Genomic DNA, 14,533 nt, shown 5'->3' with positions numbered 1-14,533 from the left:
CCAATAATACATCCCTTTTTTTATTCAGGAGAATACATCCCTTTTATTACTCAGATTTGTTCTTCACCAGATTCAAGCTTTTTTTCTTCCACACACTTCTTTGCTTCCTCGACTTCCTCCAGTACGGAAGGGTATCCCTGGAAGACAACAGAGAGGTCAATGGTTGCCAGCAGGTCCACTATCCCGAGTGCTGCAACAACCTCGCCTTCCTTTGAGCGGATGGGAGCAACTGCCACATGTTTTCCCCTGTACATGCCTTCTTTGGGGACCTCATGTGCGATTTTGTTGGTCCTGAGCACCTCTTCGAGTATCGGGCCCGTGTAGTCCCTGTCAAGGATTTTTCCCTTTTCCAGGCGAAGCCCCTTTCGCTTGAGACTTCGGATGGTGGTTGGAAGCCCCACCAGCGAATGCACGGCAAATGCTATTGCTTCGAGTTCTTCAGGCCCTGAGTCTTCGGATATTGTCATGGATTTAATGTTCTCACCCCCGGCACGGCATTAATAACCTGTGCAGGTAGAAAAGCCGGCAAATTCTCAGAAAAAACCGAACCCCACGAAAAAACCGGCCATATATAGAAGATATTTTTTCAAAGAATATATAGTCACTCCTCATTTTCAAGTGCTTTTATCAGCGCCTGCTTATGCAGTTCCCCGGACATATGGATCCCGCCCATTTCCCCCCGGACCGCACGGCAGGGGTACTGCTGGACAATAAGCCCGGCTTTAGGGGGGGCGTCCTTTACGGGAACTCCTACGAGTTCTTTTGCCATGTGCCAGGTGCTTCCGCAGGGTGCGCCTTTTATAACTTCAACCCCGGCAATTTTTCCATCCTTTGTCTTTACTTTCAGGACAGGAGACCCGAAAATATCCGCAAAGGGCCGGTTGCAGGCGTTGGCTTCCAGAGTACAGCAGATCTCGTCCACTTCAATGTCCATGCCAGAGTCTGCGGAGATCTTTTCAAGTTCCGGAATGGAAGCCCTGGAAGGCCCGCCCGGCACGATCAAAGAGCGTACACCGGCTCTGGCTGCAAGTTTGGCAATTGCAGAGGTAAGGTCCGGATGCAGGGAATAGGTAATCACTATCTCAGCCGAAAATACCCTCCGGTCAAAATTCAGGTTCTCCAGAAATTCATCAGGCTCCTCAATGAACACGGGCACAAACTCAGGCAGGTCGGTAGAAACAACCGAAAAATCACTGTGTTCCCTGACGGCCTCAATCAACCGGTGCCCGTATTTGCCCCGGGTGATAACTCCGATTACAGTCATTACTGTAAGTTATTTTTGATATTGTATATATAGGTGCTTATTTTATATCGGATTCGGCCGTCTGTCCCTCCTTCGGCCCCTCTTCGGCCTCCCTTTGGCCTCTCCTTTGGTCTCTTCTTGGGCCTCTCCTTCGGCCCCTCCTTCGGCCCCGGGGAAAAACCCCACATAGAGATATAAATAACAAAAAGCATTTCAGTAAAAACCCTGTAAAAGAAGAAGAAGAAGAAAAAGAAGAAAAAGAAAAAGAAGAAAACGGCGGTCGTATGAAAGGCAAACTGATAACTCTTGAAGGCATTGACGGCTCCGGCAAAAGCACGGTTGCAAGAAAACTGCAGGAAAACCCGGAACTCCTGAGACTTAACCCGGTATTTACCCGGGAACCCACCCGCGGGACTTTGACCGGGGATGCAGTTGAACAGGCCATCCAGTCGGACACCGACCAGCTTGCCGAACTCTTCCTTTTTACCGCCGACCATGCCGAACATCTGGCAAAACTCGTAAAGCCCGCCCTTGAGGACGGAAAAGCCGTAATATCGGACCGCTACTCGGACAGCCGTTACGCTTACCAGGGTATGACCCTGAAAACCCGCATGGAAAACCCCCTTGAATGGGTCAGGAACCTGCACAGGGGCTGGACCGTTGTCCCTGACCTGACATTCCTCTTTGACATAGAACCCGAAACCGCAGTTGAACGCTGTGGAAAGAGGGGAGAGCAGACAAAGTTCGAAAAAATCGAGTTTTTAAGGGGAGTGCGGGAAATCTTCCTGAAACTTGCCGCAAAAGAGCCCGAACGTTTCATGATAATAGATGCCAGCAAACCCCAGGAAGCCGTGGAAAGGAAAGTGGTGGAAAAACTCCTGGAATTTCTCCGGCAGTAATTGACAGAGAGTGAAGGAGAGAAAAAAGAAAGATAAAAGGAAAAAAAGCCCCCTGAAAGACCTTAAGAGACTACCTGGGGCAGAGGTATACAGGTCACAGCCCGTTGTCATCTGCAAATTTGATAAGGGCTTCCCCGAGCATCCTGACATGGGAGGGGTTCAGGTTGAACCGGGACTTTTTTACGCCCCCCCGCTCTTTTGCGAGTTCGACGTATTCTTTTTCGAAGCGGTCGCTGTGAGCAAGGGAAACAGTCATGTACCATCCGCCTCCCATTTTTATTTCCACATACCCGTCTCCGCTGCTTTCCTCAGAGCTTTCCTCAACGCTCTTTTCGGTACTCTTTTCGGTACTCTCCTCGGTACTCTCCTCAATGATCTCCTCGGTTATTTTCTTCTTTGCCATGCTGTAAACCTCATGAAATCTGTGTTTAAGATGAAATCAACTGATCTCATATAAATGATACTCAAGATCTTATATAGTCCCTATCAGTCCCTACACACCCTGACTACACACCCAACCAGGGCCTCAAAAAAACTCCTTAAAGCCCTGACCTCAGCACTTCCGGAGAGACAGCGCCCGAATGAACAGCTGTTGCTACCAGAGCGCCCCTGACTCCGAGCTTATCAAGGGTAAAAAGGTCATCCATATCCTTGACTCCTCCTCCCAGCAGCACGCTGTGTCCCGATTGTTCGGCCAGTTCTTTGAGGAACTCAGAATCAAACCCGGAAGCAGTCCCGACCCTGTCAAGGTCAAGGAAAATGAGGTCTTTAAGGGGAAGCCCGTTAAGCATCTTTACGATTTCGAAGGGGTCTTCCGGGAGTTCAGGGTCCTGCTTCAGCACTTTTCCGTGCTTCATATCAATGCTGACACTTATCCTCCCCGGATTTTCAAAAGCCGCTTCCCGGATCGATGCAAATGTGCCGGTCTCCGTGCCTACGACTGCCGTGCCCGCAATAGACAACGCTCTTTTTGCTCCTTCCGGAGACGAGACCCCGAAATCAAGCATTGTGTCCGCCTTCAAACTCACGGCCCTGACTACCTCCGCATTTATGTCAGGGGAGCCTTTGCCCTGCAGTACATTGAGGTCGGCAATGTAGACTTCCCGGGGCTGCAGAGCCCCAACGATCTCCAGTGGGTCCGAACCGGAGCACACGCTGCTGGAATCCGAAACGGGACGGTAATGTTCCCGGACTCCTCCTTTTGCAAGAACCACGTTACGGTTAAATATGTCCATTACAAAAACTACTCGGAACATACTTATCCCATAGTTACATCATCCTATAAAAAAATATAAAAATAAGATGCATTGTATAAAAGAAAAAATATTCATTATTTGAAATCTAATCCCACGGCATTATAAGAGATATTTTATAAGAGGCATTATATGAAACTGCTTGTAAGTCCAATTAACAGGGAAGAAGCGGTCATCGCTTCCAATGGCGGCGCAGACATCGTTGACGTCAAAAACCCTAAAGAAGGTTCCCTCGGAGCCAATTTCCCCTGGGTCATCAGGGAAGTAAAAGAAGCCGTAAACGGCAGGCAACCTATCAGCGCAACCATAGGAGACTTCAACTACAAGCCCGGGACCGCCTCCCTTGCAGCCCTGGGGGCAGCAGTTGCCGGGGCAGACTACATCAAGGTGGGGCTGTACGACATCCAGACCGAAGCCCAGGCTCTTGAACTGCTCACCAGAATTACAGAGGCTGTAAAGGATTACGACCCCACGAAAAAGGTAGTTGCTTCCGGGTATTCGGACTACAAACGCATCAATTCGATCTCTCCCATGCTGCTCCCCGCAGTTGCCGCAGAGGCCGGGGCAGATGTGGTTATGGTGGACACCGGAGTCAAGGACGGAAAATCCACCTTTGAATTCATGGACGAAAAAGAACTTACCATGTTTGCGGAACTTGCCCACGAACACGGACTTGAAGTTGCAATTGCCGGTTCCCTGAAATTCGAGGACCTTCCCGTACTCGAAAGGATCGGACCCGATATTATAGGAGTCAGGGGCATGGTCTGCGGCGGAGACCGGAGCACGGTCATCCGGCAGGAGCTTGTGGAAAAGCTGGTAAGTGAGTGCCAAGCCTGAAATATTTCACGAGTTTTGAATAAGAAAACCTGAACTTTGTGCCGGCAGGTCATTTCGGCAGGTCGGCTCAACAAACATTATAAACAAATAGATATGTTATAAAAAAAAGGCTTTTTTAAAACCCGATGTTCATTTTCGGGCATATAGGAATCACCCTGGGGATTTTTTATTCACTGGACCATTTATTTCCTGAAAAAAACTTCAGGTTCGATTACCAATTGGTTGCCTTTGGGTCGCTCTGTCCTGACTTCATCGATAAGCCCCTGGGAAGGATAATCCTTGCGGAAACTATCGGAAGCGGCCGGATTTTTGCCCATACCCTGCTCTTCGTGATTTTGCTAGGCCTTGCAGGGTATTTAGTTTACCGGAGGAAACTGTATTCACTTCCCCTGGTCCTTGCAGGAGCCTCTTTTTGCCACCTGCTCGAAGACCGGATCTGGAACAGCCCCGAAGTCCTGTTCTGGCCGCTTTTTGGCTGGGGGTTTCCACAGGACACGATTTACGGGAATTTTCTTGAGTACTTCATGGTAATTCTCGGCCGTGCTTATGACCCGGTTTATGCAGGGGTTTTCGCGTCCGAAATAATAGGGCTTGGGATTACCCTGCTGTTTACGGCCAGTTACGTAAGGCTGAAAATGAAAAGCAGCAAGTTAATGAAAAAAAATGGATTCTTGATAAAATAGGTGAGATAAAAAAGAATCATAAAAACGGTGAGATGAAAATGCCCTTACCGGGCTTCCCGTCTCACACGTCAAAAATCAATTCTACCACTTTCACTCCTTTTCTTTTCGGCCTGCATGTCAAAGAGCATCCCGAAAAGAAGCATCTGTACCCCCATGCCCAGCATGAAGAGGTCAAGCATGGTGTAGTAGGAGGGAAGAGGGTTTTGCAGCAGTGACTGTAAAAAGATCAGGAACCCAAGGATCATGCCCGCAGGCAGGGCAAGCATCCCCACCACATAGAAGAGAACCAGCGGGTGGAAGTCCAGGACAGTGTACTTGACCCTGAGCCTCCAGAGAAAGCCCCTGAAAAGCATGGGTGAGACCTTGAGGATATATTTGCTGTATTTTATGGACGATTTCTCCCTGCCGTAGCGGGCCGGGATCACCACGTCCATAACCCTCATTCCGAAAGCGTTCAGTTTGATCAACAGGTCGTTACAGTAGCCATAGTATGGATAAACCGAGTCCAGCTCAAGGACCTCGAGCGCACGCCTGGAAATGGCTGTATAGCCGTTCTGGGGGTCCATGACCTGCCAGTACCCGCTCCCGATCTTCGTCAGCAGGCTGAGGAGCAGGTTCCCAAAAGACCTCCACCTGCTCATCCCGACCATGAAATCTTCGGAGAGAAGCCTGTTGCCTTTGGTGTAGTCTGCCTCCCCTTCAAGGATAGGGAAAAGCAGCCTGGGAAGCTGGGCAGGATCCATCTGGTTATCCCCGGCCATAACTGCAACTACATCCATTTCGTCCCTTAAGGCCAGTTTGTACCCGTTAACTATCCCTGCCCCTACCCCCTTATTTACCTCATGGCGGAAATACACGACCCTGGGGTCTCCGGAACTTTTCACGACCTCCCCTGTCCGGTCCGTGCTTCCGTCATCGATCACATAAATCCTGTCCACATACTCCGGAATCCCCTTCAGAGTATCCCCGATGAGCAGTTCTTCATTGTAGGCCGGCACCACAACTCCGATCCTGCAGCTTTCAAGCTTCCTGAACAGAGGGTCCGCCTCAAAGCTCATGTAATTAATCTTCAGGTTTTCCGCTTTTGCGGCAGAGAGCAGAGCTTTTAAAGACAGGTTCTCCTGGCCGGAACTGAGTTTTTGGAGTGAAGCCGCGGTTACGGCAAGAAAGCCCACATTATCCCTGGTAGTTTTTTTCCCGTTAAGAAGCATGACGTTTTCCAGTTCGCATGAGAGCCTGCACGGCCAGGAACCCACCGAAAGTTCACAGCCGCCCTGTCTCAGAGGCTCAAGGACGTGAGACAGCAAGTCTATGTCCTGCATGCACTCCGGATAAATGAGCGCCACAAGTTCCGAATCAAGGGAAGCCCTGTAAAGAGACTTGAGAAGCGCTTCCTCTCCCCCGTTAAGAGGTACGACCCTTGCCCCCCCAAGAGCCGCAACTTCCATAGTCCGATCAGTAGAACCCCTGTCAAGCACAAGCACACGGTCAGCATAACTTGCCGCAAGCAAAACTTCACTGCCGATGGAAGATTCCTCATTAAAAGCCGGGATCACGACCGTAAGTTCATGCCTTATCAGCCTATCGGAAAGCTGGGACGAAGACGACACTATATTTATAGGATCGGAGATTAGAGAATGAAGTCCTATAGCAAGGGCTGAAGACATACCCTATTCACTCCCCTGGTACCTGTACATATGAATATAAAACCCCCCTTACGGATATAAATGCAAAAATATTAAAGGCTATCATATAAAAAATAAATAAACAAAAATATAATATAAAGTTTAAAGTATATAGAAGAAAGTTTTTTAGGGATATCCGGCCCCCAAAGAAAGAGGCATCAGGAAAAAGAGGGACAGGAGACCATGAGATCCGGGAAATCAGAGCAAAAATCCAGAAGGTGTCCCTTAGCCAGGCTCAAAGGCAGTATTTGCAGCCCGCCTTCTAAGGACCGGTTCTCAGGAATTGACATCTCCCCGGGCCTGCACCGGTTCCCTTAACAGCAGAAAAGTATTATATCTCCTCCTTAGATACATTTAACGAGGGGTAGAAATAACGAGGGGTAGAAATGGACTCATCCGCTGCCAGAATACATCAATCTGCAAAAATATATGGCTCCACCGTAATCGGCAAAAACAGCCTGGTCCTGGAAAATACTATTCTCGGGTATCCAGAATTCAGGATCCTCAAGGAAATAATGGAGCTTGGGAAAGAAATAGAAGAACATGACTTCCAGGGCTGCATAATAGGCCCTGACTCAGCAATCCGTCCCGGCACGACTATTTTTTCAAGAGTGAAAACCGGAAGAAATTTCAAAACCGGGCACAATGCGATGATCAGGGAGAATACCGAAATAGGGGACAATGTACTTGTAGGGAGCAACGTGATCATTGACGGGAACGTGAAAATCGGAAACAATGTCAGCATCCAGGGAAACGCCTACATCCCTACCAATGTCCTGATCGAAGACAACGTGTTTATCGGGCCCTGTGCCGTGCTTGCAAATGACAAATACCCTATCCGGAAGGAATACGAACTAAAAGGGCCCGTACTCCGGAAAGGGGCTTCAATCGGGGCCAACGCAACCCTTCTTCCGGGTGTTGAGGTAGGGGAGGGGGCAATGGTTGCAGGAGGCGCTCTCGTAACAAAGGACGTACCCCCCTGGAGCCTTGCCATAGGAGTCCCTGCAGAAATCAGGAAGCTGCCCGAAGACCTGAAAAAGCTGAACAGGATATGAGTAAAATACCGGAAAAATAGGGGCCGGAATTTCAATTTAAATGGACAGTAAGGGGTTGCTGCCAGGGAAAGACCACTGAGAAATAATTTTAGTATAAACCTAAAACTTATATTGTAATAATATTTATTCAAATAGGGGGATACTTTTAGAATGATAGGTATTGCAGAGCCTCAAATAGGGGTAGAAGAGGTTGAGGCTGTCCAGGGGGTTCTGCGTTCGGGGATTCTCGCACAGGGCCCGAAAGTTGCGGAATTTGAGGAGGCATTTGCCGGGTATGTGGGATGTGAACATGCCGTTGCCGTGAATTCCGGAACGGCTGCACTGCACTGCGCCCTGCTTGCCCACAGGATAGGGAAAGGGGACGAAGTTGTGACAACGCCGTTCAGCTTTGTTGCAAGTGCAAACTCTGTCCTGTATACGGGGGCAAAGCCCGTGTTTGCAGACATCGAACCCGAAACGTTCACTCTTGACACTGAAAAGATCCAGGAGAAAATAAGCTCGAAAACCAGAGCCGTCCTTCCGGTGCACCTTTACGGGCACCCTGCGGGAATGAAAGCGATTCTGGAGCTTGCAGAGGACTACGGGCTCACCGTAATAGAAGACGCCTGCCAGGCGCACGGGGCGGAATACCGGGGAAAGAAGGTAGGGAGTTTAGGGACAGGGGCGTTTAGCTTCTACCCTACAAAGAACATGACCACGGGAGAAGGAGGAATGCTCACAACCGACGACAGGGAGGTTGCAGAAAAAGCAAGGCTGCTGCGGGCACACGGTTCAAAAGCAAGGTACCTGCACGATGTGCTCGGGTATAACCTGCGCATGACAGACCTTTCGGCGGCAATAGGGCTTGTACAGCTGGGAAAACTGGACAGTTTCAACGCCTGCCGGCAGAAGAATGCGGAATTCCTGTCCCGTGGGTTTTCGGGGCTCCCGGGGATTAAAACCCCTTCGGTGAAAGAAGGGTGTACCCATGTGTTCCACCAGTATACGGTCCGGGTTGAGCAAAGGAACAGGCTGGCAGCCTTCCTGGGAGAAGAGGGAATAGGGAGCGGAGTCCATTATCCTGGAACAATTCCCACCCAGCCCCTGTACGAAAAGCTCGGATACGGGGACATGCTGCCTGAGGCTGAGAGAGCTGCAAAAGAAGTGCTTTCCCTGCCCGTGCATCCTGGGGTTTCGGGAACCGACCTGGAAAAAATAGTAGAAACAGTCACAGCTTTCTTTACTGATAAATGAAAACCGGATTTGTGGTGTCCTGATTCATTTTTGCAGGAATTCCGGAAAATTGGACGGGGAAACCCGGAACATGGAAAAATATTAGGGGGGTAAAAAGCGTTGATACGCGTAGGAGTCATTGGAACGGGTTACATGGGGGAGAACCATGTCAGAATTTACAGTGAAATGGAAGACGTAAAACTTTTCGGGATTTCCGACCCGAACGTTTCCAGGGCAAGGGAACTGGCAGACAGGTATGAAACAAAACCTTTTGCAGACCATAGAAAAATGTTTGAAAAACTTGAGCTCGATGCAGTAAGCATTGCAGCCCCCACCACCCTGCACTATCCGATAGCTCTTGATGCACTGCGGGCCGGAGTTGACGTGCTTGTAGAAAAGCCCATTGCCGACAGCATCGAAAATGCAGCCGCAATGATCGAATCGGCTGAGGAAACCGACAGGCACCTGATGGTTGGGCATATAGAGAGGTTCAACCCCGCAGTCCTGAAACTAAAGGAAATAATCGATTCGGGCGCCCTGGGCAAAATCGTATCCATCTCAGCCCGGAGGGTCGGGCCTTATAACCCCAGAATAAGGGACGTAGGGGTAATCCTGGACATAGGGGTGCACGACATCGATATCATCTCCTACCTCTACGGAATGAAGGTAAACCAGGTCTATGCCGTGGCCGGTTCCGACATACATTCATTTGAAGACCATGCAAGCATCCACCTGCGCCTGAACCATGCATACTCGGGCCTTGTGGAGACAAACTGGCTCACCCCACATAAAATCCGGCAACTCACGGCTGTGGGCCTGAAGGGGGTGGCTTATCTGGACTACCTGGAACAGAGTGTGGAACTGCACGACGACGGCTGGATCAGGAAAGCCAGGGTGGAGAAATCCGAGCCCCTGAAAAAAGAGCTTTCCCATTTCATCCGTTGTACCCGGGACGGCACCTGCCCGAAACCCTCAGGAGAAGAGGGTAAGCACGCCCTGGAAGTGGCAATGGCTGCAATCCGGTCTTACACGGAAGAAAGAATGGTTGAGATCTGATGATTGAGATCTGATGATTGAGATCTGATGATTGAGATCTGATGATTGAGATCAAAAATCCAACCGGAAATCCAACAGTTTGAAGTGGTTACATGGACTTGTCCTCTAGCAAACTCCGAGCCCTCCTTGAAAAAAGAGGCCCCATCAAAAAGATAGGGGTAATAGGAATGGGATATGTGGGAATTCCCGCAGCAGTGCTTTTTGCAGATGCCCCCTGTTTTGAGAAGGTGCTGGGTTTCCAGCGCGACTCAAAGACTTCGGGACACAAGATAGAGATGTTAAACCGGGGGGAAAGCCCGCTTAAAGGGGAGGAGCCCGGGCTTGAGCCTCTTTTAAATAAGGTTGTCGCTGCCGGGAAGTTCGAATGCACCTCCGATTTTTCCAGGATATCCGAACTTGATGCAGTCACTCTGGCAATCCAGACGCCCTTTAAGGACCAAAAAGACCTGGAGCCTGATTTTTCCGCCCTTGTCGAAGGCATCAGCAAGGCAGGGAAATACCTCAAACCTGGAATGCTCGTGGTGCTGGAATCCACCATCACTCCCGGTACAACTACAGGCATGGCAAAGCAGATCCTGGAGGAAGAATCGGGCCTTAAAGCAGGGGAAGACTTTGCCCTGGCCCACGCCCCCGAGAGGGTGATGGTGGGCAGACTCCTGAAAAACATCAGGGAACACGACAGGATCGTTGGCGGCATTGACGAAGCCAGCACTGCCCGGGCCGTGGAACTGTATTCCCCCGTGCTCACTAAGGGAAAGGTTATCCCGATGTCTGCCACCGCAGCCGAAGTCACAAAGACTACAGAGAACACTTTCAGGGACCTCCAGATAGCAGCTATCAACCAGCTTGCCCTCTACTGCGAAGCCATGGGCATAAACGTCTACGATGTGAGGACCGGGGTGGACAGCCTCAAAGGCGAAGGTATCACGCGAGCCGTCCTCTGGCCCGGAGCCGGGGTAGGAGGCCACTGCCTGACCAAGGACACCTACCACCTGGAAAGGGGGGTCAAACTTGCAGGAAACGCCCTGGACTACCCTGAAGCTGCGGACTCGATCTATGTGCTTGCCAGAAAGGTTAATGACTTCATGCCGCTGCACATGTACAACCTGACCGCCGCAGCCCTTGAGAAGGCAGGGAAAAAGATGGAAGGGGCAAAGATTGCCATGCTCGGCTGGGCTTTTATAAAGGACTCGGACGACGCGCGGAACACGCCTTCGGAACCTTTCAGGGACCTCTGCCTGGAAGCCGGAGCAAAAGTAGCGGTGCACGACCCGTATGTCCGGAGCTATCCGGGAGTGGAGATTTCGGAGGAGCCGGAAGAGGTTTTAAGGAATGCGGACGCAGCCGTGGTCTTCACAGGGCACAGCATGTACTTCGCCCTTGGGCCTGAAAAGTTGAAAGAGTTTATGGAAAAAGCCCGTCCCGTAGTTGTGGACGGGAGGAACGTGGTTGACCCAGACGCTTTTATAGAGGCAGGGTTCGTGTACCGGGGGATAGGGAGAGGAGACAAAAACGGGCATGAGTTAAAATAAAAAAGCATTAAAAAGCATTAAAAGGCTATAAAATGCCTTAGAAGACACCAGGAGACCCTTGTAAAACTTAGTTCAGCTGCAGCAGCAGCTCGCCTTTTTTTAATGATGTTCATGAAAAGAGCTCAGGACCGGAGAGAAGAAAACCACAGGCCTCAACACAGGCATCAAAACCGGAAAGCTCAGAACTCCCTGGTTAGGGAATCGGGTTCGAGTTAAGGGACCAGGCAGGAGATCAAGCTAAGGGATTGGGTTAAAGTATCAGGCAGGAGGATCGGGCATGGGGATCAAGCTAAGGGATCGGGCCCAAGGTCCAGGGTTCACACCCCATCACGGCCTGCCTGCCCGGAGAAGGTTTGCAGCTTTTGGCACAGAATTACACCGGAGTGAAGCAAACCCCGGGCCTGGCATGCCCCAAAACCCCAGGTGCCTGTTTTATTGCCCTGAAATGCCCCGAAATATACTGAAATGCACTGAAATAACTGAAATATACTGAAATGCACTGAAATTTGAGGCCATAAAATATAAGGAAGTAAATAATTTAAAGGCGATTAACGTAACTATGTGCTCAATAGAACTACTTTCAAATTCCGGGAAACAGGGATACTCAGTAAAGCATTCATATTAAAAGAAGCCTGAGTACAGGGAAAAAGAAGCCTGGGTACAGGTAAAAAAACGTAACGAAAAATATGGAAGAAAGGTTTTCAAATACATCCCGACTTTCGGACAAAAAGAGGAACATCAATGAAAGTTTCGGTAATAGGTTCAGGGTATGTGGGTTCGGTCACTGCCGCATGTTTTGCCGATGCAGGGCATGAAGTAGTCTGCGTGGACGTAGATGAGAAAAAAGTGGAGCAGATAAATAAGGGAGTCCCCCCGATCTATGAGGAAGGGTTAGAGGAGCTTTTGCAAAAGTATGCCGGAAAGAGGCTCATTGCAACCACTGACTACGAGTTTGCGGTAAAAGAAACTGAAATCTCATTTATTTGCGTCGGGACCCCTTCGGGAGAAGACGGAAGCATCGACCTTTCAATCGTCCGGGCAGCGGCAGGCAGTATAGGGGCTGCCCTGAAAGAAAAAGAAGGGTACCACGTTGTGGTGGTAAAGAGTACGGTGGTGCCCGAGACTACGGAAAAAGTCGTCCTCCCGATCCTTGAAGAAAAATCGGGGAGAAAAGCCGGAAAAGACCTGGGAGTTGCCATGAACCCCGAGTTCCTGCGGGAAGGAAAAGCCGTCTACGACTTCATGCACCCGGACAAGATCGTTGTCGGGGCAATCGACCGGAAAGCCGGAGACCTGGTCTCGGAACTTTACAGGGACTTCGGCTGTGAGGTCACCCGCACGATTCCCAGGACTGCGGAAATGATCAAGTACGCAAACAACTCCTTCCTGGCGACCAAGATTTCCTTTGCAAACGAGATAGGAAACATCTGCAAGAAAATGGGGATTGACACCTACGAAGTCATGCAGGCTGTGGGCAAGGACTTCAGGATCTCCCCGAACTTCCTTAACTCAGGGGCCGGGTTTGGGGGGTCCTGCTTCCCCAAAGACGTAAAAGCCCTGATAGGAAAAGCAAAGGATATCGGGTACTCTCCCGTGCTTCTGGAATCCGTGATTGCCGTAAACGAAAAGCAGCCCCTCCTTATGACCGAACTGCTGCAGAAAAAAATCGGAGATCCGGAAGGCAGAAAAATTGCAGTCCTGGGCCTGGCCTTCAAGAACGATACCGACGACATAAGGGAATCAAGAGCGATCCCCGTCATTGCCGAACTTTTGAGGCTGGGGGCAAAAGTTTCCGCCTACGACCCCATGGCTGCCGACAGCATGAAAAAAGTCTTCCCGACAATCGAGTATTTCGAAAGCGCAGCCGAAGCCCTGAAGGACGCCGAAGCCTGCCTGGTGATGACAGAGTGGGAAGAGTTCAAAACCCTTGATTCCGAATTCGAGGGCATGAAAGAAAAAATAGTGATCGACGGAAGAAGGGTCATCAAGGCGAAAAACGTGGATTACGAAGGACTCTGCTGGTAAAAGACCTGCAGAACCTCGTTCCCTCTTTTAAATTTCCCTCTTTTCCCTTCCTCTCTTTTAAATTCCCCTCTATTCCTTTTACCCAATTCCTTAATCCGGGTTCCATGCCCGGGCTTATTTTTCCTTGGCCTGTGCTTCCGGGGCAGGGGTTTGAGAGGCCAGGACTTCTCCGAGGTATTCGAGCACGTCGTCCCGGAGGGTATCGTTTTCCAGGGCAAAGTCCAGAATCGCCTTTACATACCCGAGCCTGTCCCCGGTATCAAAGCGTTTTCCCCTGAATTTGCAGGCATAGATGGTCTGGGACTGGTTAAGGACCCTGATCCCGTCCGTAAGCTGGATCTCGTTTCCGACCCCTGAACCGGCTTCTTTGATGCAGTCAAAGATCTCGGGGGTAAAGACGTAGCGCCCGATTGCCCCTATGTTTGAGGGGGCGGCTTCGGGAGCAGGCTTTTCCACTATGTCTTCGAGTATGTAGAGGAGGTCTTCCAGGGGGCGGCCCTTTATGATCCCGTAGCTGCTCAGTTTTTCATAGGGCACCTCTTCCACCGCTATCGTGGAACGCCCATATTTTTCGAAGTTGTCAATAAGCTGGGCTGTGCAGGGCTGGCTGTTTACGATGATGTCGTCTCCGAGGAGCACGGCAAAGGGCTCGTTTCCGATATGGTTTTCTGCCCTGAGGACCGCATCACCCAGGCCGTTTGGCTCTTTCTGGCGGATGTAGTGGATGTCCACAAGAGAAGAGATGTCCCGGACCAGTTTCAGCATGTCAGTCTGGTGCTTTTTTGCAAGGTGCATCTCAAGTTCGGGAGACTCATCGAAATAGTCTTCTATGGCCCTCTTTCCTCTTCCAGTGATGATGATTATATCCTCGATCCCCGAAGCTATGGCCTCCTCTACCACGTACTGGATGACGGGCGTGTCGATGATCGGGAGCATTTCCTTTGGCATGGACTTGGTAGCAGGCAGGAAACGGGTCCCAAGGCCTGCAGCCGGGATGACTGCTTTCTTTACTTTCAAGATGGACACTCCGGTGAAGGGAAATATTGCAAATCA

General features: G+C 50.3%; 14 protein-coding genes. 8 read left to right on the top strand and 6 right to left on the bottom strand.

Translation table 11 applies throughout. The features are described from left to right. Nucleotides 1-50 precede the first annotated feature (50 nt). Nucleotides 51-467, bottom strand: a complete 417-nt coding sequence (locus FTO70_RS05505) for a DUF2111 domain-containing protein (protein WP_255334707.1) — start codon at nt 465-467, stop codon at nt 51-53. A gap of 134 nt (nt 468-601) precedes the next feature. Further along, complete coding sequence (locus FTO70_RS05500) at nt 602-1,264, bottom strand: DUF166 domain-containing protein (protein WP_255334706.1); 663 nt, start codon at nt 1,262-1,264, stop codon at nt 602-604. 263 nt (nt 1,265-1,527) lie between these two features. Here FTO70_RS05500 and tmk point away from each other — a divergent pair, with 263 nt between their 5' ends. Beyond that, nucleotides 1,528-2,142 carry a dTMP kinase gene (tmk, locus tag FTO70_RS05495; RefSeq protein ID WP_255334704.1) on the top strand — a complete coding sequence of 205 codons (615 nt, stop codon included), beginning with the start codon at nt 1,528-1,530 and terminating at the stop codon, nt 2,140-2,142. A gap of 94 nt (nt 2,143-2,236) precedes the next feature. Here the strand turns inward: tmk and FTO70_RS05490 are convergent, their stop codons facing one another. Together FTO70_RS05490 and FTO70_RS05485 are read right to left on the bottom strand one after the other, a co-directional pair. After that, a complete protein-coding gene (locus tag FTO70_RS05490) occupies nt 2,237-2,545 on the bottom strand; it encodes a hypothetical protein (RefSeq protein WP_255334703.1) in 309 nt (102 codons plus the stop codon). A 136-nt stretch (nt 2,546-2,681) separates the two neighbouring features. Further along, a complete protein-coding gene (locus FTO70_RS05485) occupies nt 2,682-3,398 on the bottom strand; it encodes a HisA/HisF-related TIM barrel protein (protein WP_255334701.1) in 717 nt (238 codons plus the stop codon). A 129-nt stretch (nt 3,399-3,527) separates the two neighbouring features. On the opposite strand from FTO70_RS05485, the gene FTO70_RS05480 reads away from it, so the two are divergent. Continuing rightward, complete coding sequence (locus FTO70_RS05480; RefSeq protein WP_255334700.1) at nt 3,528-4,232, top strand: (5-formylfuran-3-yl)methyl phosphate synthase; 705 nt, start codon at nt 3,528-3,530, stop codon at nt 4,230-4,232. Nucleotides 4,233-4,357: 125 nt separating this feature from the next. Continuing rightward, a complete protein-coding gene (locus tag FTO70_RS05475) occupies nt 4,358-4,915 on the top strand; it encodes a metal-dependent hydrolase (RefSeq protein ID WP_255334699.1) in 558 nt (185 codons plus the stop codon). A gap of 68 nt (nt 4,916-4,983) precedes the next feature. Here the strand turns inward: FTO70_RS05475 and FTO70_RS05470 are convergent, their stop codons facing one another. Beyond that, the gene (locus tag FTO70_RS05470) at nt 4,984-6,582 is read right to left on the bottom strand and encodes a glycosyltransferase (protein ID WP_255334698.1); all 1,599 of its coding nucleotides are present in this window, start codon (nt 6,580-6,582) and stop codon (nt 4,984-4,986) included. A gap of 404 nt (nt 6,583-6,986) precedes the next feature. Here FTO70_RS05470 and FTO70_RS05465 point away from each other — a divergent pair, with 404 nt between their 5' ends. The 5 genes from FTO70_RS05465 (at nt 6,987) to FTO70_RS05445 (ending at nt 13,480) form a co-directional block, all read left to right on the top strand. Further along, a complete protein-coding gene (locus tag FTO70_RS05465) occupies nt 6,987-7,655 on the top strand; it encodes an acyltransferase (RefSeq protein WP_255334697.1) in 669 nt (222 codons plus the stop codon). Nucleotides 7,656-7,805: 150 nt separating this feature from the next. Next, entirely contained in the window at nt 7,806-8,888 is a 1,083-nt protein-coding gene (locus FTO70_RS05460) for a DegT/DnrJ/EryC1/StrS aminotransferase family protein (RefSeq protein ID WP_255334696.1), read from the top strand. A gap of 99 nt (nt 8,889-8,987) precedes the next feature. Then, entirely contained in the window at nt 8,988-9,923 is a 936-nt protein-coding gene (locus FTO70_RS05455) for a UDP-N-acetylglucosamine 3-dehydrogenase (protein WP_255334695.1), read from the top strand. 92 nt (nt 9,924-10,015) lie between these two features. Further along, a complete protein-coding gene (locus FTO70_RS05450) occupies nt 10,016-11,455 on the top strand; it encodes a nucleotide sugar dehydrogenase (RefSeq protein ID WP_255334694.1) in 1,440 nt (479 codons plus the stop codon). Nucleotides 11,456-12,196: 741 nt separating this feature from the next. Continuing rightward, complete coding sequence (locus FTO70_RS05445) at nt 12,197-13,480, top strand: UDP-glucose/GDP-mannose dehydrogenase family protein (RefSeq protein ID WP_255334693.1); 1,284 nt, start codon at nt 12,197-12,199, stop codon at nt 13,478-13,480. A 114-nt stretch (nt 13,481-13,594) separates the two neighbouring features. On the opposite strand, the gene galU is transcribed toward FTO70_RS05445, so the two are convergent. Beyond that, on the bottom strand, nt 13,595-14,497 hold the full coding sequence (galU, locus tag FTO70_RS05440) for a UTP--glucose-1-phosphate uridylyltransferase GalU (RefSeq protein WP_304364407.1): 903 nt from the start codon (nt 14,495-14,497) through the stop codon (nt 13,595-13,597). Between the last annotated feature and the right edge of the window lie 36 nt (nt 14,498-14,533).

Origin of the sequence: Methanosarcina sp. KYL-1, assembly GCF_024372725.1 — an archaeon.
Classification (GTDB): Archaea; Halobacteriota; Methanosarcinia; order Methanosarcinales; family Methanosarcinaceae; genus Methanosarcina.
The sequence above is the reverse complement of the archived record's forward strand: the minus strand, read 5'-3'. Positions and strand labels throughout refer to the sequence as shown.

What these genes read in the sequence shown, in the direction of transcription:
- FTO70_RS05500 (WP_255334706.1), bottom strand. Translation starts at nt 1,264, where the DNA reads ATGACTGTAATCGGAGTTATCACCCGGGGCAAATACGGGCACCGGTTG.
- FTO70_RS05505 (WP_255334707.1), bottom strand. Translation starts at nt 467, where the DNA reads ATGACAATATCCGAAGACTCAGGGCCTGAAGAACTCGAAGCAATAGCA.
- tmk (WP_255334704.1), top strand. Translation starts at nt 1,528, where the DNA reads ATGAAAGGCAAACTGATAACTCTTGAAGGCATTGACGGCTCCGGCAAA.
- FTO70_RS05460 (WP_255334696.1), top strand. Translation starts at nt 7,806, where the DNA reads ATGATAGGTATTGCAGAGCCTCAAATAGGGGTAGAAGAGGTTGAGGCT.
- FTO70_RS05445 (WP_255334693.1), top strand. Translation starts at nt 12,197, where the DNA reads ATGAAAGTTTCGGTAATAGGTTCAGGGTATGTGGGTTCGGTCACTGCC.
- FTO70_RS05480 (WP_255334700.1), top strand. Translation starts at nt 3,528, where the DNA reads ATGAAACTGCTTGTAAGTCCAATTAACAGGGAAGAAGCGGTCATCGCT.
- FTO70_RS05475 (WP_255334699.1), top strand. Translation starts at nt 4,358, where the DNA reads ATGTTCATTTTCGGGCATATAGGAATCACCCTGGGGATTTTTTATTCA.
- FTO70_RS05470 (WP_255334698.1), bottom strand. Translation starts at nt 6,582, where the DNA reads ATGTCTTCAGCCCTTGCTATAGGACTTCATTCTCTAATCTCCGATCCT.
- FTO70_RS05450 (WP_255334694.1), top strand. Translation starts at nt 10,016, where the DNA reads ATGGACTTGTCCTCTAGCAAACTCCGAGCCCTCCTTGAAAAAAGAGGC.
- FTO70_RS05490 (WP_255334703.1), bottom strand. Translation starts at nt 2,545, where the DNA reads ATGGCAAAGAAGAAAATAACCGAGGAGATCATTGAGGAGAGTACCGAG.
- FTO70_RS05485 (WP_255334701.1), bottom strand. Translation starts at nt 3,398, where the DNA reads ATGTTCCGAGTAGTTTTTGTAATGGACATATTTAACCGTAACGTGGTT.
- FTO70_RS05465 (WP_255334697.1), top strand. Translation starts at nt 6,987, where the DNA reads ATGGACTCATCCGCTGCCAGAATACATCAATCTGCAAAAATATATGGC.